Source organism: Mycobacterium sp., from assembly GCF_965277065.1.
Classification (GTDB): Bacteria; Actinomycetota; Actinomycetes; order Mycobacteriales; family Mycobacteriaceae; genus Mycobacterium.
Window position 1 is genome coordinate 247,392 of sequence record NZ_CBDIBT010000014.1, and the last position, 19,959, is coordinate 267,350.

Consider the following 19,959-nt stretch of genomic DNA (forward strand, 5'->3'; position numbering starts at 1 on the left):
CCCTGGAGAACCCGATGACCTCGCCGACCGAACAGCGTCGCGCGTTCGACGTGGCGATCAACCGCTACAAAGCCGGGGACACTGCCGGGGCGCTGGGCGCGTTCCGGCGCATCACCGCCGACAACCCCGCGATGACCGACGCCTGGATGGGCCGGCTGGCATGCGGCGATCGCGACCTCGATGCGCTGGCCGGGGCGCACCTCAACTCCCGCGCGCTCTACCGCGAAACCCGCCGGATCGGCCAGCAGGACGGCGCGTTGCAGGGCATGGTCAACGCACCGCTGTATCTGACGCTGCCGGTGTGGTCGCGGGCCACCATCGGGCTGGGCTACGCCAGTGCGCTGATCCTGGCGGGCCGCTACGACGACGCGCTGGCGGTGCTCAACGATCCGACTGTCACCGGCGATACCCAGGCCAGCCAGCTACGCCAGTTCGTCGCCGCCGCGCTGTATCACCGGACCCACCGTTGGGCCGACGTGGGCACGGTGACCGCGGTGTGCCCGCCCGCTGACGCCACCTACGTCACCGAGGAGGTGTCTGCGGCCACGGTGGCGCTGAAAGCTTCGGCTGCGGCCAGCCTGGGGGAGATCCAGCCGGCGCTGGACCTGCTCGACAACGTCAGCACCACTAACGCCTACGTCGCCGCCGACATCGCCCTGACCAAAGGGTGGTGTCTACGCGAGCTCGGCGACGTCGAGGCCGCCACCGCGGCGTTTCGGTCCGCCCGGGTGAATGGTGAGCTGCTCGAGGCGGCCCGCCAGGCCATCGATGATCCGCAGTACCGGCTGATCGTCACCGACGCCGACACCATCGCCACCCGCACCGACAAGTGGGATCCGGCCACCGAAACCAGCCGGCAATCGCGCGCCGCGGCTGATCTGGTCAATGAGCAGGAAGAAGTGCTGGCCCGCGCGCAAGCCCGCCTCGACGAGCTGATCGGTCTGGACGGCCCCAAAGAGCAGATCGCGGTGTGGCGCACCGAGATTCAGATCGACCAGCTGCTGGCCGACCAGGGTGTGGAAACCTCAAGCACCAACGAAAACCACATCGTGCTGGAAGGACCACCGGGCACGGCGAAAACCACGTTCGCTCGCATCGCCGCCGAAATCCTGTTCGGGCTGGGCAAGATTCAGCGCCCCGACGTCAAAGAGGTCACCGAAGAAGACCTGGTGGTCGGCTACGTGTCGCAGACCGCGGAGCGGATGAAAACGGTCTGCGAGGAAGCGCTCGGCGGGGTGCTGTTCATCGACGAGGCCTATCGGCTGGTCCCCGAGCAGGAAGGCCACTCGTTCGGCAAGGACGCGATCAACACGCTGCTGAAGTACATGGAGGACTTCCGCGACCAGTTGGTGGTGATCGTCGCGGGCTACCCCACCGAAATGCGGCGCTTCCTGGGCGCCAACCCGGGTTTGGCGTCACGCTTCCACTTCACTCTGACCTTCTCCAGCTACTCACCCGAGGAGATCGCCGCGATCGGCCGCCACATCGCCGAGCAGGAGAAGATCGCGATCGTCGAGTCGGCGTGGGATCTGTTGCGCGACGAGGCCGCTCGGCTGCGTAGCACCCCGCACGAGGTGGGCACACTGCTCGACGTGGCGGGCAACGGGCGTTATGCCCGCAAGGTGATCATCGCGTGCAAACGCGAACGCGCGCGGCGACTGCACACCGTGGCGCCGTCAGACTTGGCAGCGCTGGCGAAAGCCGATCCGACCTTATTGACCGTCAACGACGAGGACATGCAGCGGGCGTTGGAGTCTGCGCTGGCCGCCGGGGGAGGGGCGGCGGCGGGGTGAGTCAGACGTTCGCGGGGTTCGCGCGCGCAGCCGCTCCGAAAAGAGCATCTGATCGGGCTGGTAAGCGGAGATGACGTGATCAGGTTTGACGAAGCACGGGCGAATCTTGCTGCAGCCACTGGGAAGCTGGCCGCTGAACATGGCTGGGAAAACGCCGATGTCTGCGTCGTCGTGAATGACTACGGCGACGCGATGCCCCGTTCGATGAGCCGGACTATCTGGTAGATAAGGCGACGGGTGAACTGCGGGAGGTCTACGGAATGCTCGGGGACCACCCTGTGCCCGGCCTGCAACCCACCAATAACCCACCGGATGCGTAAGCCTCTCTGTGGGTTTGACGCCGGTGGACACTTTCGGATGTTGCGCCCCAGCTAGGCTATACAGGGCCCCATCTAACGAGATCAGCTGAATCACGATATGAGCATTATCCGTGTGAATTTTTGCCTGAGTTCTACTACGGAGATGATGCGGTGCTGCTCACCTTGGACGGTGCCGGGCTCGACGTTTTCCGAGTTTGAGTCGGTCGTTGAGAAACTGGTGAACGGTCAGCCGCGGCAACTGCCTTCGGCGTTGTCGTCTTTCACCGCGGCGATGTGGGCCGCGTTGTCGGCGTCTCGGGTCTGTAGACCAGTTGATGCGCCGGCGGCCAGCCCGCTGAATGTCGGACCCTTGTTGGCCAGTCCAACTGCTGCAGCGGCGATTTTCTTCTGCAGGATTTCGTCCACGCCGGCGGCCGCTAGGTCGGCCGGGGACGGCGCCAACGCGGGCGGCAGCGCGCCCGCAGGCGGGACGGCAGCGTTCACCAAATGATCGGCCACCGTAGCCGCGGCCTGAATTAGTTTGTCAGGATTGATGTTAACCATTTCAGCCATATCTCAAGCCTAGGTTGCCGCGGTAGTGCCTCCTGCACAATTTCGCACCACCTGGGGATAAGTCGCGGGTTGGGGATAACTGGGCTCGAGGGTCGCGGCATGTCGGTCGGCGGCTTTACGTTGCGACGCATGCCATGTGAAGGACCGGATCGAGTCGAGCGCGCCGCGCTGATCGCCCTGCTCCAGGAGTGGGATGACGTCGATCCGCGGCGTCGCTACCACGGCTGGTCGGCCATCGCCAAGGAAGTGGCGCGGCGCGGGTCGGCGCTGGCGGTGTGGAATGAACGCCACCGCTCACTCTGGATGACGCGGCGGATCTGGAGGCCGCGCTGCGGCGGGCTCGCGCTGACTTGACTGCTTGGCAGACTGCGGGTTTCAAGATGGTGACCGTACTGGATCGGCAGTATCCGCTGTCGCTCAGACAGATTGAGCCAATCTCGCCGGTGTTGTTCGTAACCGGAGCCTTGCGGGCCGATGAAGTCGGCGTGGCGGTGGTCGGTTCGCGGGACGCGTCGGCGCGCGGCCGGCAGTTCGCCGCCGAAGTCGCCGAAGGCCTCACCAAGCGGGGGATCGCCGTTATTTCTGGTCTCGCCAAGGGGATCGACACCGCCGCGCATTGCGCCACCGTAGCCTCCGCAGGCCGGGCGATCGGGGTGCTCGGCACCGGGGTCGCCCGCGTCTATCCCGCGGCGAACCGCGCACTGCACGAGCACGGGGCCGCCGCAGGAGTGCTGGTGTCCCCGTTCTGGCCGGACTGCCCGCCCGACCGGCACACCTTGGTGTTGCGCAACACGACGATGGCGGGCCTGGCCCGGGCTTCGGTAGTGGTGGAAGCCGGTGAGTACAGCGGATCCCGAGTACACGCCCGTTACGCGCTCACCTTCGCCCGCCCGCTGATTCTGAGCGACCTGGTGGTCTCCTCCACCCGATGGGGCCGCAAATTGGCTGGTCGGACAGGGGTTTACGTGGCCAGCGGCGTCGCCGAGGTACTCGGGGTGCTGAATCAGGTGGTGTCAGGTGTCGACACCGGCGCGTGAGCGCTCACCGTCGACACCGCTGTCGGCGACCGCTCTCGCGCTCCGCAATACGATTCGCCGGCCAGGCATTACCTGCGCGGTGTGCACCGCCCCGGTGCGCGGATTTGACCGCTGCTGGCGCTGCGAACAGACACGGCACCTCGTGGGGGCTGCCGACATCGTGGCGCCGCTGATCTACGCCGTCACGGCCACGCCCTCGGCCGCATTGCTGTACGACTACAAGAACCACCCGGCACGCAGTGTGCGGGAAAGCTGCGGCGAGCGGGTCAAAGAACTTGTGTTGCAGGGTGTTACCCGCCACGAGCGCTGCCTTGGCCGCGTCACGGGAACCCCGGTCTCGCATCGGCTGGTGATTCCATCTCTGACCAACCGTCCCGGGCGGCACCCGTTCGCCGAGCTGGTCGACTGCGTGACGTCCGGTGACCCCGCGACGCTGACGCCACGTCTCGACGCGTGGTGTGATCGTGCCGTCAACAACAAGTTCGCTGTGCAGCCCGCGATTCGGCTGGACGGGCAGCATGTGCTGATCCTCGACGATGTCTGGACCACCGGGTCGAACGCCCAATCGGCGGCGCTCGCGGTGCGCCGAGCCGGAGCTGCCGCAGTCAGCGTCCTCGTGGTGGGCCGCTGGTTGAGCCCGCGCCGCCGCCTGAGCGTGGAGTTCATCTCGTCGCGGCTGACCCGGGCGTACGACCCTGGCATTTGCCCGGTGACCGGCGGGAAGTGTCCGTGAGGGCGAGTTATAGCTCGAGCGTGTCACCGTGGGAGGAGCGGCTTTGTCTAGCGTGCTGAGCTGAGTATGTGGCCATCCGTTCGTATGCGCGGGCGCGGCCTCGGGATTGAGCGTCACTGTTGCGCAGCTGTTCTCGACGCTGTGCACGGCGTTGCTCGTTGCGCGCCAGCAGGTCGGCGATCACCGGCGGCAACAGATGTGCCGGGGTGCGTTCGGCTTCGGTGTGCATGGTGCGCGGGCGGTCGTCGTTGGCCAGGATCATCTTCAGGTAGTGCGCGGCGGCGTGCTTGTTGCCGCGGCGCAGCCGGTGGATCTCCAACCCAGCCACCGGGGCGGCGTGTTCGTGATCGGCCTCCCCGGTGATCGGCTGATAGATGAACGCGTGGTTCTCGTCCTTACCGCGGGTCATCGCCACGTACGCCATCGCCCGGGTGGCCCGCTCGCTGAGAATCGCCAGGCACACGCCGGCGGTATCGGAGTCGCCGACGGTGATGCCCTGCGCGGAATGCACCGTGGTGGCGTAACCCAGGGTGATGTGATCGCTGAGGTAGTCGTGCTCGAACACCGCGCGGGCGTTGTCGGTGAGGCGTTCGGCAGCGATGCGGCCCCCGGCGGTGTCGATGCCGGCCACCCGCCACCGGTTGCCGTTGCGCACCTGATCCGCCTCGTCCCGTCGGTGTTTCGGGCCGGGCCGCACGTCAACGTCGACGTCGTTGAGGGCGGCTCACGATCAGGTCCCCGACCCGCACCTCCTGATCGCGGGCGACCCGCACGCTGGGATCCCCGGCCGCGGTGTAGACGTCGTGCAGGCGAAGATTGATGGCATCCGCGATATCCCAGGTGTCGCAGATGATCGCCGCGTCCTTGCCGCCGGCCCGCGCCTCGAGATAGGCCTGCATCGCGTCGGCGGCCATCGCGACCGGGTCACCGGTGTGCAGCCGGTCATGCACCCGATACCAGCCCACCGCGGAGCGCAGCCGGTTGCCGTGCCCGGACCGCAGCGCCAGGGACGCGTCGCGCTCATCGCGGCTACGCATCCGCCAGACTTCGCTGAGCCGCTGCGACCAGGGCAGGTCCGCGCACAGCTGCTCGAACATGCCGCCGCGGGCCCGCACCGGCGCCAGCTGATAGCAGTCCCCGACGAGCACCATCTTCGCCTGACCGACTGCGGCGCAGGACAACAGCTTCTTGAGCTCGGGCGTGCCGACCATGGAGGCCTCGTCGACGACGACCACCGTGGAACGGTCGACGGCGAGCTCGTCGTTCGCGATCAGCGCGAGGGCTTTGGCGACGGTCATACCCCGGTCACCGGCCCCGTCGCGCATGGCTTCGTCGACCGCCTTGCCGGTCGGGGCCAACACCAGCACATCGTTGTGCGCGCGGTGCGCGGCGGCGCGCAACGCCTTGAGCGAGTGCGTTTTACCCGCACCCGCCGGGGCCTGCAGCGGCTGCACCAGAAACGGTGACACCGCGATGTTGCGGATCGCGCGGGCCTGATCGCCCGACAGGTCACCGAGATCCTCGTCGCGCAACCACAGCCGCGCATGGTCGGCGGCCGCGTCGACCATCTCGAGGACGCGCTCCTCCTCGGCGATCACCGCGTCGACGGTGAACTTCTCGTGCCCTTCGCGGTGGTGTGCGGCGCGCTCGGCGCTGACCCGCACACTCACCACATCCACGATGTCCTCGATCAGGGCACGCGGGTCGCCGGGCGCATCGACCGGCAGCTGCGCGCCGATCAACTCGACCACGTCCGCGCGGGTGAGCGCGGCCTTCGCGGTGCGCGCCGCCATCTGCGCCAACCGCGGCCGATCCAGCGCAGTGCGCGCACCCGAACGGCTGCGCACCGCCGCAGCGCGCCGCACACGCCGCGCCTCGAAGTGCGCACCGCGATCAAGCTGCAGACCGCGGGCATCGGCGCGCCACTGCTCTTTGAGCGCGGCCCAGGCCAGCGACTCGGGCTTGGCCGGGCGGGTGGCCTTCTGCGCCGTCGCCAGCTGCGCGGCGGTCGGTTCGCCGTCGACCACAACCAGGTTGTGCCGCGCCCACTCCCGCAGCCGGGTCGAGCGCTGCGACCACGCCTTGATGCACGCCCTGGTCACCCCGGCGATCTCCGCCATCCCGGAAAGCGCGCCCACCTCATCCCATTCGAAGCCGCGCTCAGTGTGCAGTTCGTGCCGCAACACCGCCTGATAGACAATGCCGGCCGCTTTCGCCTCGTGGTGCAGCGATTTGGAGTCCAGCGACACCAGCTGCCCGTCGGCGCGGGGTTGCCGGTTGGGCACCACGACGTGGGTGTGCAGATGCGGGTCGCCGCACCGCGACGTCTCATGCTGGTAGGCGATACCGACCAGGCCGGGTAGCCGCTGCAGGTCCTTATTGCCGGTATGCGGGTTGTGCACCCGGGTGTAGCCGGCGTGCTGATGCAGGTAGGTCAGCGCGGCCTGCACCGCGACCAGATGCGCCTGTGCGACGGCCTTTTCCGCGACGTCGTTGGTCAGCGCACGCAGCAGCGACACACTCTTGGGCGCGGCGAACACCAGGTCGAAACCGTGCACGCTGTCCTTACCGAACGCACGCCCCGACGCCCCGTTGGGCGCGACGCCGTCATCGAGCCAGCGCGCCGCGGCCGCCGTGTCGGCGGAGCCGCCGTCCAGCGCCGCACCGCCCAGCCCGCAGAGAGTCCCGACCGCGGCCTTGTCGCCGGCGACCATCCACGTCGGCGCCCGCGTGTCACTCTCCGAGTAGTACTCGCCCAGCCCACCGCCGGCCGCCTGACGGTTCATCGCCGACTGGGCCGCGGCATCGGCGGTCTCGTTGTAGTAGCTGATGCTCCACCGGCGCAACCGCGATACGGTCAACAACCCGACCACCTCCCACCGCGGCCTGAGCCAATCCAGCTGGGGGACCGGCGTTTCGGGCGCGTTCAGCGCCCGAAACCATTCTTGCACCCCTTGTGCCAATGTGCCGACGTCATTTTTACGGGGGTGGTGAGGTGCTGGGGTTGGTGATGAGAGGTGCTGCGGGGATGGGGATTTGGTGTAGGGGGCATGGGTGGGGGTGGCTTACAATGGGGGCCTGTTGTGGTCGGTGGTTAGTGGCTGGAGGGTAGATCGTCTTTCCGGCAGCGTGTTTCGCGCCGTTGTGGTGGATGTTGTTGGTCGGGACTGAATCTGGCTGATGTTGGCTGAGCGGGATGATGGAGCGGCGTGGTGGGCAAGATTTGGCTCGCCCTGGCGGTGCTGGGGCTCGAGGTGTCGCTGTGGGTGTGGCTGGTGGGCGGGCATGTGCTGCAGTGGGCGGCCGCCGGCCTGTCCGCCCGGTAGCCGGTCGACGCTGCGGGGGCGCCGACCGGCTGGGGCGTGGGGTTTCTAGATCGGGTGGACGGTCAGGATCAGGCCCAGGTCGTGTTCGCGGCTGGCGGTGATGCGGTACCAGCCGCGGAACGGGTGGTGCAGCGCGGGGATGGCGGCGGCGTCCTGGGTGTGGTTGGTGCAGAACCGTTCCCGGTCCCAGGTGTCGGCGATGATGGCGGCGGGTTGGTGGCAGCCGTCGACGTCGCAGGTGGCTGTTCCGCTGTCGAGCCAGGTTTCGTTGCTGGTGGTGTGGATGCTCATGGTGGTGCTCCGTTCTGGAGTGGGTGGTGCGCCGGTCGGCGTGGGGGTGGGCGGACCGGCGGGGTGGCGCGGTCAACCCCGAAGAGCCCGGCGGTCACGCTGGAGGCGGATTTTCGGCCCGCGAGCCCTGGCGCGCGGCGCCGTTGGGGCGAGCTGGTTCGGGCCGATAAATGCCGCCGGAGCCGCCCGGCGCAGCGCCAGCGGAGACGGGCGAGCCCGCCGGGCGTGGGTTGACGGCGACGGGCCCCCGTCGGTCACACTGGGCGCCCGCTGACGGCTAGAAGGTGAGGGGCTACGGACGATGGCCGCTGGCGGCCAATCGCGCGAAGCGCCTCGCTGACGGAAGAAAAAAGGGGCCCGGCCAGCCACCCGCGGTGGGAGCTGACCGGGCCCGGTGTGGTGCCGTCAGAGGGTCTGCAGCATTTTGAACGCCTGGGCTTTCAGCGATCCGGTGCTGCCGTGGACGCCGCGTAGCGCGCGGGCGGCGCTGGCCTCGGTCAAGGTGCGGGCGCCGCGGACGGGGACGACGTGGTCGAGATATTCGGTGACGGCGTTGTAGGCGGCCCACCGTGTTCCGGCAATCGGGGTGATCGTCGGTGAGGACGTCCACAGCGTCACTATGCCGTGGGCCCGTTCGCGGCGGTGCCGGGCGGTGGCCGCGGTGCCCGCCGCGTCGACCTCGAGCAGGGTGTGGGCGAAGTGCCGCATCTGCTCGGTGTCCATCGGCTGGGCGTAGAGGGCCGCGGCTTCGGCTTCGAAGGCCTCGATGTAGCGCCGGGTCAGCTTGAGCGCGGCGCGTGCCTCGCTGATCGAGGCGCGGGCTCCGCCGGTGTGGCGGATGGCGAAACTTGCCTTGGCTGAACCGATCGCGGCGCTTTGGGTGTTGGCGCACACGATGCGCACCGGGGTGACGAGGAACCGGAAGGCTGAGGATCCGTCGTGGGAGTTCAGCGCGGCGAGGTAGAACTCGGTCCGGTCTGTCGAGCCGTCGCGGCCGTCGAAGACCATCGACTCGGGCAGCTTCATGGTGAGGAACGTTTCGCGGCCGCCGCGCAGGGCTCCGGCGGTCTCGAAGTGGGCGCCGCTCTCGTCGACGAGCGCGTCGAGCAGGTCGCAGGTGTCCTCGTTCTGGACGGGCTCGTACTTGCTGCCCACCACACCCAGGACGTCGATCCCGCCGTGGATGGGGTTGGTGCGCACGGTGGCGAAGTAGTCCGGCACGGCCAGCGGGGCGGGTGTGGTGATCCCGTGGTCGCTGATGATCGGCTGCTGGGGGACCTGGAGTGCCATCTTGCGGACGTTCCAGCCGGCCAAATGCGCGGCCTGGAGGGCTTCGCGCGCGGACATGGTATGGCCGACGGATTGACCGAGGCGGTGCCAGGCGTCGCTGCGCGAGTCGGCGAAGGAAACGTGTCCGACGGTGGTGTCGAGTTCGTGTGCCATGGTGAATGTCCTTTTCGGTAAAGGTGATTGATGGCGCCGGTCGGCGCTGGTGTTTCTCAGGACCGGCGGGGTGGTGCGGTCAACCCCGCAGAGTCCGGGGCGGGCGTAGGCGGGTTTTCGGCCCGGGCTCGCCGGCGCGCCAGCGCCTCGGCGAGCGGCCGTAGGGCCGGAAACAGTCACTCGGCACGCCTGGGACCGCCCCCGGGCGTGGGTTGAGCGCGACGGGCCCCTGCCGGTCACACTGGACACCCGCTGACGGATAAAAAGTGTGAGGGGCTACGGATTTCGCGGCTGGGCGCGGCGGGCGCGCTACGGCTCGATCACGGGCTGGCGACGGGTGCCGCTACCTGCCGGCGTCGCCGTCTGCGGCGTTGAGCTTGTCGGCGGCGTCGAACATCACTGTGGTGGAGGTGATGACACTGCGCGCCATGAGGAGGTTCCCGCTGGCGCCGATGACGAGTCCGATCCCGAAGGGCGCCACTTTGCCGATCGCGACGATCCCGCGTTTGGTGCCGTACTTGGTGACGAAGTCCGCCCCCAGGGTGCGGTTGACGGACCGAATCGTGCTGAGCGGCACCGCGTTGGTGACGATGTTGCCCAGATGCGATCCGGTGCGCGCGGCGGCGCGGCTGAAGAATGTCGATCCGCCTCCGCCGGCCAACACCATCAGGACCAAGGCGCGCTGGTGTTCGAAGTCGCGGGCGTGCACGCCTCGAAGCTCCGCGACGGCGAGCACATAGCCGGCCGCTGCGGTCAGGAACCAGGACGCATCCCCGCCCGCGGCGACGAGACCTACCAAGGTGCCGACGCCGGGGGCGGCGGCCACTGCGCCGGTGGCCGCCCCGGTACTGGTCACCGACGAGCCGAACGCGACGTTGATCTTCTTGAGCAGCTGGGCGTCGGTCAGGTGCGGGTTGGCGCGACGCAGGGCATTCACCCGATTTCTCGCGAGCTTCCCGGCCGCCGCGATCGCCATGTCGAGTGCCTGCAGCGCTCTGCCCGGCGCGTCGCCGTCCTGCTCCATGCCGCGATCCTTGCATTACCGGCCGACACGCCCGTTCATGGGCCGAACCTTGCGCGCGCCGCGGGCCGGACGATGAACAAGCCCGACCAGCCCCCGCGAGTGGCGGGAACTGGCCGGGCCGGCAACCGGGCTAGGCGGTCGCGCGTGCGGCGGCGCGCCGGGGTGCCCGCCGTGGTCGCTTGGTCGGGGTGGGGCTGGGGCCGGGTTGGTAGCCGGGGCTGGTGGGGTCGGCCGCGTACTGGTCGCCGTCGTCGAAGACCGCGATGGCGGTCTGGTGCACCTGGGTGAGCAGCGCGATGGTGGACAGCAGGGCAATCTGGTCGCGGATCTGCCAGGTGATCGGGCCGGTGTAGAGGTCGATCCAGTGGAGTTGGGCGCTGCCCAGTTTGTTGCGCCCGGTTTGGGCGACGACGGCGTAGCGGGGGCGACGCGTCCATTCGATCGAGGTAGCGACCCGGGTGTCGGGGGCGGGCAGATCTGCTGGCGGAGCGGGGATCTCGCGGGGCACGGTGCTGATGTGGCCGCCGGCGGCGGCGAATGCCTCGAGTAGTCCTTGGGCGGCTTGGCAGCTGTAGATCACCATCAGGACGCCGCTGAAGGTGATGGCGATGCGGGCGTCGCTGGTGCGGGCGTGGTGGACGGAGATGTCGCCGTCGTGTCGGCCACGGATGCTGGCCGTGCAGTGGGTGATCAGTGCCGGGGGAGTGTGGCTGTTGGCTGCCGCGGTGGTGGTCATGGTGGTGCTCCGTCCTGGTGAGGTGTTGTGCGCCGGTCGGCGTGGGGTGGCCGGGACCGGCGGGGTGGTGCGGTCAACCCCGCAGAGTCCGGTGGGCGCAGGCGGGTTTTCGTCCCGGGCTCGCCGGCGCGTCAGCGCTTCGGCGGGCGGCCGTAGGGTCGAAAACAGTCACTCGGCACGCCGAGCCCAGCCGTGGGCGTGGGTTGACCGCGACGGGCCCCCGCCGGTCACACTGGACACCCGCTGACGGCTAAAAATGTTGTGGAGGTCCGGATCTCACAGCAACCGACGGACAGCCGAGCTCGTGGGTTGACCGCGGCGGGTGATCACCGTTCCCACTCGGCTCGCGGCGTTCCACCAGGGTGCGGATTGCCACCCGTCGGCGTCGGCGGTGACGGCCCGGAAGCGTTCGTCGAGGCGCTGCACCGCAACTCTGAGCCCGTGTGCGCGCCGGCCGCCTGGTGTTCGGCGCTAGTCGAGGCCGGCCTCGTGGATGCGGCGGCGGATCTGGGCGAGGTTGATGGTGTCGGGGGTCAGCTCGGCCCAGTCCTGCCAGCCATCGAGGACGGCTTCCACGTCGGCGCGCGCCACGCCTGCTCGGCTGATCGCCACGATGTCGCCGTCATCGGTGCGCCCGGCGTCGGCGATCACCGCGATGAGTTGACCGGTGCCGTCGAATGTTTCGGTCGAGCCGGCCGGCGCCCAGTTGCGCCGGAACCGCAGCTGCAGCGGGCGCCCGTCGCGGTCGTCGATGAAATCGAGCGCCAGCCCGTAGTCGATGTCCATGCCTGCCTTCCTTGTTGGTGCTGAGGATGGGCCCGGTCATGGGCCCGCCTCCAGCTCGTCGCGGGAGATGACGATGAGTCCGCCGAAGACGTGGGTGGGCTGCCAGAGTCCGGCCTCGACGTGATCGGTGAGATCGGACTTGGCCGTGGTGGTGGCCGGCAGCAGCAGCACGCGCTCCCGGGCCTGGCTCTGCAGCTGGTCGTGCAGAGTGCGGGCACGCTGGTAGCCGGCCGGGTCACGGTCGATCACGACCGCAACCTTGCGGCCGGCCAACTCGGCCAGCAGGGTCGCTGGGAAGCTCTGTGCGCCTTGGGCGTTGGTGGCCGACACCCGGTCGAGTGCGGCGGCGGTGTCAGCATCCTTCTCGCCTTCGGTGAGCCAGATCCACTGGTCGGGGTCGGCGGCGGCCAGGGCCGGTGCCCGGTACAGCACCGGGGTGAAGCCTTCGGGTTTGTGCCAGACCCAGCGGCGGCCGTCGCGGTAGCGCTGCAGGAACCGCTTGTGCGGGGCGCCGTGGGCGCGGCATTCCTGGCGGATCACCTGTTGCACCGGCCTGCCGGTCGCGGTGGTGTAGGTGTAGACCCGGATCCGCTGCCAGCGGTGTGCCGGGTCGTGGGCCAGACGCGGGGCGGGCCGAGACGGTTGGGGCCTGACCGCGATGGCGTGGGATTGCGTTGACTCGTCGAACAAGTCGGACATTCGCAGCCCGAACCCGGCGGCGATGGTGGCGGCGTGCGCACCGCAAGAAAAGCAGTGCAGCAGCACCGCGCCGCCGCCGGGTGTGCGCGGTTTCCAGGTCACCGACAACGACGGGTTGGTGTCTTCGTGCAAGGGGCACGACGTCATCAGAGCGTGGTCGCCGCGTGGGCGGATGGGCGTCCCGCTGGCTTCGATTGCGGCGCAGATGATGTCGAAGGCGCGCCGGGTGGTCGTGGTCATGGTTGGTCTCCGTTCTCCTGTGGTGACCGGGCTGCGTGCCGGTCGGTTCAGGTGACGGGGAACCGGTGGGGTGGCGTGGTCAACCCCGTAGAGCCCGGACCGGGCGCAGGCGGGTTTTCGGCCCGGGCTCGCCGGCGCGCCAGCGCCTCGGCGAGTGATCCGTGGGGCCGGAAACAGTCACTCGGAACGCCGAGCCCGGCGGCGGGCGTGGGTTGACCGCGACGGGGTCCTACCGGTTATTCTTCGAGCACCTGCCGACGGCTAAAAGTATTGGTATGCAGCAGATCTGCCATAACTCCAATTATCGGTCTCTGGAACCGGCCGCGCTGACAGTAAATGTCGCGAGATCGCCATCGCGGTGATCGGGTGATGCTGTGATCGGGTGATCGCAGGTTATGAAGTGGGTCGTCAGTCGCCGGCACGGCGGAATTGAGCCAGCTCGGTACGAATGTTGCTGCGAGCTTGCGGTTCCCAGTGTTGACGCGAGTGCGGTGTGCGATAGATGGCCGGCGCGTCCAGCAAGGTCAGCAGCAGGGTTGCGCGTCCCGCGGTGAACGCCGCGTCGGGGACGTGGGCGTATTCGGCGCGCACCGCGGCGGTGTAGGCGGTGTAGCGGTCGGTGGGGGCGGCCAGGATGGCCAGGTCGGCGTCGGAGAGGGTTTCGCCGTTGCGATCCCCGGATGCCGGGTCATGCGTCGCGGTCAGCCGCACCAGCCGGGTCACCTCAGCGACCAGGTCGGGTGCGAGTTGTAGTGCGGTGAGGTCGTGTTCGGCGCGCTGGGCGCTGAGCTCTTCGTCGTCCGGTGTGCCCTGGTAGACGGCGTCGTGATACCAGGCGGCCAGCCGGACAGCGGTCACATCGGTGGCGTGCGCGGCCAACTGGTCGACTCCATCGAGGACGTCACGCAGGTGGGCCAGGGTGTGGTAGCGCCGGGCGGGTTCGGCCCACGACTGGATCAACGCTTGGCCGACAGCAAGGGCCTGCGGGCCGGTCGTCACCGAGGCGGTCAGCTCCAGCCACGCCCGGCGCAGGTCGTCGTCCTCGATGTGCGCGCTCACGCTGTCACTGCTGGTCGTTGTAGAGAGCGAGCTGAGTGAATTCCACCAGGGCCACAGTGTCGGGTTGGTCTACCGGGTGTACCCGCAGGTTGTGCAGCACGCTCGGGGGGTCGTCGAGGCAGATGACGTCGGTGAGTCCGATCAGTGCTGCTGCGGGCGGCCGGCGTCGCTGGTGGGAAGGTCGTCCATCAACCGCATCCGCTTGCCGCGCAGGCCAACGGCGTCGTAGCGGAAGTGGTGAACCTCTGGCGGGCCGGGCTTGTCGGACATCGTTGTAACCCCCTCGAGAGATGCTCAGGCGCGGGTCATCGGGTCGTAGTCCTCGGAGCAGAACAGGCACGGGTCGTCGTGCTCGCTGCCGTAGTTGACGTAGCCCGACACGGTCTGCACCACCGCGGCGGCGGTGTCGGCGTCGAGGTGCGGCTCCGCGGCGCTCGGGTCGGCAGGTGTGAGGGCGGCCACGCTGACGGCCAATGGTGATGGGTTCTCGCCGCTGGCGGTGATGTCGGCGGCGGCGGCGCCGTCGACGAACAGCGTGTAGAGGTCATGTTCAGGGAATCCGTGGTTAAGTCGCAGCACCCACCACTGGCCGGATTGCTGTGCGGCGTAAGGGAAGAACTTGTATCCGGTGCGCTGCCAGTCGGGTCGTGCGGTGGTGTCGATAGCGGTGGCTGTCACATGAGTTCCTCTGGTGCGGGCCATGTTTCGATTCTACGCCGTCCGGATGGCTGTGGCGATGGGCTAAGAGTATGCCGCGCAGCACATGTCATGATGCGGCTCCGCCGGTGTGCGATGTCGCGGCGTAGCCAACGGCGGCCAGGTAGGCGTGGTGGACGGCGTTGCTGAGTTGGGTGATGTCGTCGCGCAGCGCGGCGTAGCAGTCGGCGTCGGTGATGACGCTGTGCTCGAGCAGCAGGCCGGGAGCCGTCGGTGTCGGGTTGGCGAGGTAGGTGCTGAATTGGGCCCAGTAGCGGCGCCCGGCCGCGATGAAGTGCCCGCTGCTGCGGACCGCGATCGCCGCGGGTGCCGGTGGTGCGGCCAGCATTTCGGCGGTGACCTGCTGGGCGGCCAGCCCGCGCAGGGTGCAGTCGGCGTTGCTGTGCAGCACCTCGGCGGGTAATGCGCCGGTGAAGGAGAACGCGCGGATCGTGTCACAGCCGTCCCAGCTGTCGTCGGGGTGCGGGCCGGACACGATCATGCGGGCCGCCGCTGCCGGGCTGGTGGTCAGGTCCGCTCGCCGCCAACCCGCCGGTGCACCCAGCTGCCGCAGCGATTCGGGCAGACCGTCGGCGCGCAGCTCGGCGAGCTCGTTGACGTAGGGGGCGGCGATCGTCATCAGTGAGGGCACCGCTGCCAGCCGTTGGTGCTCGGCGGTGGTCGCGCCGTCGGTGCCGGTCATCAGCCGCCGCCTGCGAACAGACCCCTGGGGCCCTCGGCCAAGAAGGCGCCGAGGGCGGCCAGCGCGGCGAGCAGTGTGGCGCCGGCGCCCGCCGCCTGCTGCGGACTGATGTCCGGAGTCGGGATGGTGATCGGCGGGCCGGCCGGCGGCGGCATCGGCGCGGGTAGCGGCGGCGGATCGGGTGTGGACCAGCCGAAGATCGGCGGGCTTTGGGTGGGGGAAATCTGAAAACCCGGCGGGGAGGGGTCGGCCAGCCAGGGCGGCAGCGGCGGGTGGTCGAGCACCGTGGGTGGCAGCGCGGTAGTGGGGGGATGGCCGAACGTTGTGGGAGGCAACGGATTCGGCATGGGATGCTGCCCGATCGGCGGTAGGTTCGGAGGGGCGCTGATGATGGGTGAGGTGCCCGGCGGCCCGGTGGCCGATGGCGGGAGGATGGGAGGCAGCGGCGGCGGATGGTTGGGATCCAGGCCGAGGCCGTCGTTGACGCTGGGGCGGCTGCGGCTGGCGCTGTTGATCGCCTCGTTCCACAAGTCCTCGCCGGACAGGCCGCGGCCGCGCAATTTGTCGAGCAGCTGGTCCCAGGTCAGGTTCTTGTCGGTGTTGTTGAGCTGGTCGGCGAGTCCGCGGTCGCTCATCAGGTCGCGGGTCCAGGAGCGCAGTGCGTTGCGTTGGTCGAACATGATTTTCGCGCGGTCTTCAGCGCTGACGCCTTGTCGGGCGAGCTGGTCATTGAGGTCGCGCATGCGCTGCTCGCCCTGTAGATACACCCCGCGGGTCTGATCGGTGGACAGGCTGCCCGGGTTGTAGTTCGGCAGGTGCAGCTTGCTGACCGGGTCGGGTGGCGGCGGGGGTGTAGGCGGCGCTGTTTTGAAAGTGGTGTCGAGTGCCTGGATCCGGGGTGTGGACACCGACGGCGCCGAGGGCGGGCTGGGCACCGACGGAAGTTTGTTGGCGTTGGCGGCGTCCTGGGCGGCCAGGGAGGCCGCGGCGGTGGCCCCGGTCTGCTGCATCTGCGGACCCTTGGGGGCCAGTTCGCCGGACATCGTGGCCATTTTGGTGCGGATGGCCCCGGCGGCGCTGTGCGCGGCGGCGTCGACCGGTGACGCGGCGGGGTGCGGGGTTGGTGCGGCCGCGGCGGCGGGTTTGGCGGCGGTCTCGATGTGCTGGGCCACCACCGCGGCCGCCTTCTCGAGGTTGGGCGCTGTGACGTTGACTACCGCGGCCATGCGTAGGTCACTTTCAGGAGTGCCGACCGGGACAGGTGTCGGGGCGTCGGGCGGTGCGGCACGGTCGGGTCGGCGATCACACGGCGGTGGCGGCGGCCTCGCCGGCGATGGTGGCCGAGTGGCTGGCGATCGCGGCGGCGGCGACGGTGTGTTTCTCGGTCGCGGCCGCCCGGGCCTGGGCGACGACGGCGTTGAGCATCGCGGTCTGGGCCGCGGCGGTCAACGCGCCGCCGCCGGAGGACAGGATGCGCTGGATCTCGTCGTTGGCTTGTTGGTCGATCTGGTCGAGGTCCTGACGCAGGCCGTCGATCAGGCGGGCGATCTCGTGCGCCGAATCGGCCATGTCGAAGTACTGGTCGGCGTGTGAGGTGACGGTGCGGGCGTTGCGGTGGCAGGCGTCGACGAACCCGTTGATGGTGTGGCCCGATTGTCCGTCGGAGATCACATTGTTGGCCGAATGGCGGATCCCGTCGGCCGAGGACAGCAGTTCCTGGCCCTTCTGTTGCAGGGCCGACCCGGACTGCACCCAGGATTGCGGGTCACTCATCGGCCACAATCCACCGACGATCAACGCCGAATAGGGCCGCGACGGCATGGCCGCCGCTACCACGGAGCCACCGGCTGGTGCCGAAGATCGCGCATCGCACTCATGCCCCTAGTTTAGGGCTGTGCGCGGCTGGTGGCAGACAGTTTTACAGCAGCCCCGCCTGTTTCAGCGGGCCGCCACGTCGTCGGTGATGCCGCGGGCCACCTCGCCGTAGGGCGGCAGCGGCCCGCACATGCGCCGAATCGCGGCCACGATGTTGGCGAACGACTCTGCGGCGGAGCGTCCTGCGGCCGGTCCACCGCTCGCCGAGGGGAATGCCTTCGCCATCAGCTCTTCGCGGCTGTCGCGCCGGCGAAAGGTATGGGCGGAGGGGATCAGGCCGAAGGAACTCAGGTCGAGCGGGCTATGGCTGCCGGGGCGGGCGACGAACTCGACGTTGTATTGGCCCCAATAGTCCCAGGAGGTGATGGCGTCGTTGACGATCGTCGGTGTGCCGTCGCGGGCCTGCAGCGAATACACCACGATCACTTGTCCACCGCTCTGGTGGGCGAACTCCGCGCCGGGGGTGTCGAGCGCCCGCACTGCCAGCGGCCACGACCCGGGGTCGATGCCGTTGCGCTCCACTACCTGGGCGCTGGTGGTGACCTCGTCGACCTGCATCCAGACGCTGGCCTGACGGCGCACCGCCATCCAGAGCTGCTCGATCTCGGCGCGCAGCTCCCAATCCGGGACACCGTCAGCCGCCGGGTCGGGGTGCTCGGCCGCCTCAGTGACAGCGTCGGCGTCCAGGTCGAGCAACCTGCCGATGTGGCCGTCCGCCAGGCCGCGCTGCCGCAGCGCCGCGATCGCTACGGCGGTGACGGCGAGCTTCACCTGATGTGCGCGGTCGAGTTGACGTTGGGCGTCGTCGATCGCTCCACGCATGGCGTCGACAGCGGTGCGCAACTCGGGTGAGTGGTCGAGGCTGCTGCTCACTGTCGGCCTCCCCACGTGCACACGACGGCACCCGGTTTCTCGTTGACCGTGCCACTTCTCACCGACTCTAACCAGAGCGCTGCCGGTCCTCGGCAATGGCTCAGCTCAGCTACGGTGAGGGCCCGTGAAGTTCGCGGGCAGCTGACCTCGAGGCGCCTCGGGCAATGGGTCTCGCTGGGTTCGCGAGCCGTAGCGAATCGTCGAGCGCTTGCCCGAGATAGTCTCCAGCCACGCTCCGGCGATCGATTTCACCTCGTCGTAGCGGTGCAGGAAGCCGGCCGAATCGAGTCCCGTTGAGCGGGTCCTGCGGGCACACGTGCGTGATCGGCGCGAAGATCGCGGTCAAGAACGCCACGGTGGCGGTGACGATGGACGGCCTCGAGCTGGACGTCTTGCCGGCGGCGTTGATCGAAGCCGCGCGCACCGGGTCGGGCCGGTTGACCGCGGGCAAAGAGCCGATCTTCGGCGGCGACGACCCGGACTGAGCGCACCCGACCACGCGGCGATCTGGTTGAGCGACAACTGGATTGACGGGCCGGCCGGGTTGATGACGATCCCGCTGTGACCGCCGCGGCGGGCGGTGTCGAGAACCTGCTCGGTGGTCAGGGCGGTGACCGCGTCGGCGGGGCTGAAAGCCAGCACCTCGGGGGCGCTGGTGAACGCGAGGATGCTGGTGTGGCCGTCGGGGTGGGTGAGTGTGCGGATGCGGGAGGAGTCGAAGACGGCCACCAGTAGCGGGCTGTCCGGGCGCAGCAGGGCCGCGACCGTGGCCCGGTCGGTGTCCCCGGCGCCGTGGCGGGCCAAGGCCTCTTTGAGCGCGGCGTGGTTGGGGTTGCGCAGGGCGAAGTCGATCTCGGCGGCTGACAGCGCGCACCTCGGGCCGGCCGGGTCGGGGTAGAGCCACGCGTGTTCCTGCCGGCGGGCCAGTTCGAGCGCCCCGACCGCCGGGGTCGCCAGCGACTGGGTGGGGGTGCCTGGCGGGTGCAGCCGGCCGATCTCGGTGTTGCGGGTGAAGGCGAGCAGCGCCGATCGGCCGTCGGGTCCGGTGCCGGTGCGGATCTGCAGCCGTGACCCCGGGGCGAACGCGTCGCCGGTGACGGCGTCGGAGCCGGTGATGTCGAGCAGCAACTCGCCATACATGCACTCCCGCAACACATCCAGAGCGCCTCGGGGACCGGGCTGGGCGGCGAACTTCCCGACCGCGTCTCTGAGTGTGACGTGGTCGACCAGTGCGCCGCGGTCCGGGCTTGGGGTGGCCATCAGAGCGGATTCCTTTGTCCTGGAGAGTGATTCGGCTAGGCGGTGCGCGCTGTGATCAGCGGCCACTGTCGGACGTGCTGGCTGGGGCGCGGGGCCGGCCAGCGATCATCATCGTCGTCGGCCTCGGGCAGCGGGGCGACCGGGGCGTCGCCGAGCTCAAGATGGCGGCGCTGCTCGAACTGTGCGGCCAGGCGCGCGTAGACGGGCCGCAGCCGGTTGGGGATGTCACCGGGCAGGTTGATCCCGCCCCAGATGCCGTGCGTGGCGCCCATCGCGACCGCGTTGTAGCCGCAGCGCCCGAGAAATGGGCAGTCTGCGCAGAATGTTCGGGCCGTGCGCTTCTGTTCCGGGTCGAAGAACAGGTCGGGGTCGGTCTGGCAGGCCAGGTCCTGGTCGGTGTGGAAGAGCCGGACCTCGGCGCGCATCTGGAAGCCGCGCGGGACGGGGTGGCCGAACGCGGTATCTGGGCTCTCGGCGGTGGCGTTGGTGCTCATTGGGTGGTCCTTGGCGGTG

The 19,959-nt window shown here is 69.1% G+C and carries 21 protein-coding genes and 1 pseudogene; 4 read left to right on the forward strand and 18 right to left on the reverse strand.

What is annotated here, in order from left to right; all coding sequences use genetic code 11:
- The first annotated feature begins 14 nt into the window (after positions 1–14).
- Positions 15–1,793: an AAA family ATPase gene (locus tag ACQY5A_RS03900; RefSeq protein ID WP_428339063.1), complete on the forward strand. Its 1,779-nt coding sequence runs from the start codon at positions 15–17 to the stop codon at positions 1,791–1,793.
- 545 nt (positions 1,794–2,338) lie between these two features.
- Here the strand turns inward: ACQY5A_RS03900 and ACQY5A_RS03905 are convergent.
- Positions 2,339–2,665 (reverse strand): hypothetical protein, encoded by a 327-nt coding sequence (locus ACQY5A_RS03905; protein WP_428339064.1) that lies wholly within the window; start codon positions 2,663–2,665, stop codon positions 2,339–2,341.
- Positions 2,666–2,794: 129 nt separating this feature from the next.
- On the opposite strand from ACQY5A_RS03905, the gene ACQY5A_RS03910 reads away from it, so the two are divergent.
- From ACQY5A_RS03910 to ACQY5A_RS03920, 3 genes are read left to right on the forward strand one after another with little or no spacing between them, the layout of a single operon-like run.
- A complete protein-coding gene (locus ACQY5A_RS03910; protein WP_428339065.1) occupies positions 2,795–3,019 on the forward strand; it encodes a hypothetical protein in 225 nt (74 codons plus the stop codon).
- The gene (locus ACQY5A_RS03915; RefSeq protein ID WP_428339066.1) at positions 3,016–3,702 is read left to right on the forward strand and encodes a DNA-processing protein DprA; all 687 of its coding nucleotides are present in this window, start codon (positions 3,016–3,018) and stop codon (positions 3,700–3,702) included. Before ACQY5A_RS03910 ends, ACQY5A_RS03915 begins: the two co-directional genes overlap by 4 nt.
- Entirely contained in the window at positions 3,683–4,435 is a 753-nt protein-coding gene (locus ACQY5A_RS03920) for a phosphoribosyltransferase (RefSeq protein ID WP_428339067.1), read from the forward strand. Before ACQY5A_RS03915 ends, ACQY5A_RS03920 begins: the two co-directional genes overlap by 20 nt.
- Positions 4,436–4,442: 7 nt before the next feature.
- On the opposite strand, the pseudogene mobF reads toward ACQY5A_RS03920, so the two are convergent.
- From mobF to ACQY5A_RS04005, 17 genes and pseudogenes are all read right to left on the reverse strand, one after another.
- A pseudogene (mobF, locus tag ACQY5A_RS03925) lies at positions 4,443–7,299 on the reverse strand (MobF family relaxase).
- Positions 7,300–7,806: 507 nt separating this feature from the next.
- On the reverse strand, positions 7,807–8,052 hold the full coding sequence (locus ACQY5A_RS03930) for a hypothetical protein (protein WP_428339068.1): 246 nt from the start codon (positions 8,050–8,052) through the stop codon (positions 7,807–7,809).
- A gap of 405 nt (positions 8,053–8,457) precedes the next feature.
- Entirely contained in the window at positions 8,458–9,495 is a 1,038-nt protein-coding gene (locus ACQY5A_RS03935) for a DUF932 domain-containing protein (RefSeq protein WP_428339069.1), read from the reverse strand.
- Between the two features lie 343 nt (positions 9,496–9,838).
- Positions 9,839–10,519, reverse strand: coding sequence for a hypothetical protein (locus ACQY5A_RS03940; protein WP_428339070.1), 681 nt, complete (start codon positions 10,517–10,519; stop codon positions 9,839–9,841).
- Positions 10,520–10,649: 130 nt separating this feature from the next.
- On the reverse strand, positions 10,650–11,255 hold the full coding sequence (locus ACQY5A_RS03945) for a hypothetical protein (protein ID WP_428339071.1): 606 nt from the start codon (positions 11,253–11,255) through the stop codon (positions 10,650–10,652).
- A gap of 471 nt (positions 11,256–11,726) precedes the next feature.
- Positions 11,727–12,041 carry a hypothetical protein gene (locus tag ACQY5A_RS03950; protein ID WP_428339072.1) on the reverse strand — a complete coding sequence of 105 codons (315 nt, stop codon included), beginning with the start codon at positions 12,039–12,041 and terminating at the stop codon, positions 11,727–11,729.
- A gap of 36 nt (positions 12,042–12,077) precedes the next feature.
- Entirely contained in the window at positions 12,078–12,980 is a 903-nt protein-coding gene (locus ACQY5A_RS03955) for a hypothetical protein (protein WP_428339073.1), read from the reverse strand.
- Between the two features lie 408 nt (positions 12,981–13,388).
- Positions 13,389–14,039, reverse strand: coding sequence for an HD domain-containing protein (locus ACQY5A_RS03960; RefSeq protein ID WP_428339074.1), 651 nt, complete (start codon positions 14,037–14,039; stop codon positions 13,389–13,391).
- A 4-nt stretch (positions 14,040–14,043) separates the two neighbouring features.
- A complete protein-coding gene (locus ACQY5A_RS03965; RefSeq protein WP_428339123.1) occupies positions 14,044–14,184 on the reverse strand; it encodes a DUF7161 family protein in 141 nt (46 codons plus the stop codon).
- Positions 14,181–14,309, reverse strand: coding sequence for a DUF7161 family protein (locus ACQY5A_RS03970; protein ID WP_428339075.1), 129 nt, complete (start codon positions 14,307–14,309; stop codon positions 14,181–14,183). The genes ACQY5A_RS03965 and ACQY5A_RS03970 overlap by 4 nt, the downstream gene beginning before the upstream one ends.
- A gap of 24 nt (positions 14,310–14,333) precedes the next feature.
- Positions 14,334–14,741 carry a hypothetical protein gene (locus ACQY5A_RS03975; protein WP_428339076.1) on the reverse strand — a complete coding sequence of 136 codons (408 nt, stop codon included), beginning with the start codon at positions 14,739–14,741 and terminating at the stop codon, positions 14,334–14,336.
- A gap of 64 nt (positions 14,742–14,805) precedes the next feature.
- The gene (locus ACQY5A_RS03980) at positions 14,806–15,438 is read right to left on the reverse strand and encodes a hypothetical protein (RefSeq protein WP_428339077.1); all 633 of its coding nucleotides are present in this window, start codon (positions 15,436–15,438) and stop codon (positions 14,806–14,808) included.
- Entirely contained in the window at positions 15,438–16,664 is a 1,227-nt protein-coding gene (locus tag ACQY5A_RS03985) for a hypothetical protein (RefSeq protein ID WP_428339078.1), read from the reverse strand. The genes ACQY5A_RS03980 and ACQY5A_RS03985 overlap by 1 nt, the downstream gene beginning before the upstream one ends.
- Before the next feature lie 76 nt (positions 16,665–16,740).
- Entirely contained in the window at positions 16,741–17,211 is a 471-nt protein-coding gene (locus ACQY5A_RS03990; RefSeq protein ID WP_428339079.1) for a hypothetical protein, read from the reverse strand.
- Positions 17,212–17,376: 165 nt separating this feature from the next.
- Positions 17,377–18,186 (reverse strand): hypothetical protein, encoded by an 810-nt coding sequence (locus ACQY5A_RS03995; protein WP_428339080.1) that lies wholly within the window; start codon positions 18,184–18,186, stop codon positions 17,377–17,379.
- 342 nt (positions 18,187–18,528) lie between these two features.
- Positions 18,529–19,446 (reverse strand): SseB family protein, encoded by a 918-nt coding sequence (locus ACQY5A_RS04000; protein ID WP_428339081.1) that lies wholly within the window; start codon positions 19,444–19,446, stop codon positions 18,529–18,531.
- Between the two features lie 35 nt (positions 19,447–19,481).
- Positions 19,482–19,940 (reverse strand): WhiB family transcriptional regulator, encoded by a 459-nt coding sequence (locus ACQY5A_RS04005; RefSeq protein ID WP_428339082.1) that lies wholly within the window; start codon positions 19,938–19,940, stop codon positions 19,482–19,484.
- Between the last annotated feature and the right edge of the window lie 19 nt (positions 19,941–19,959).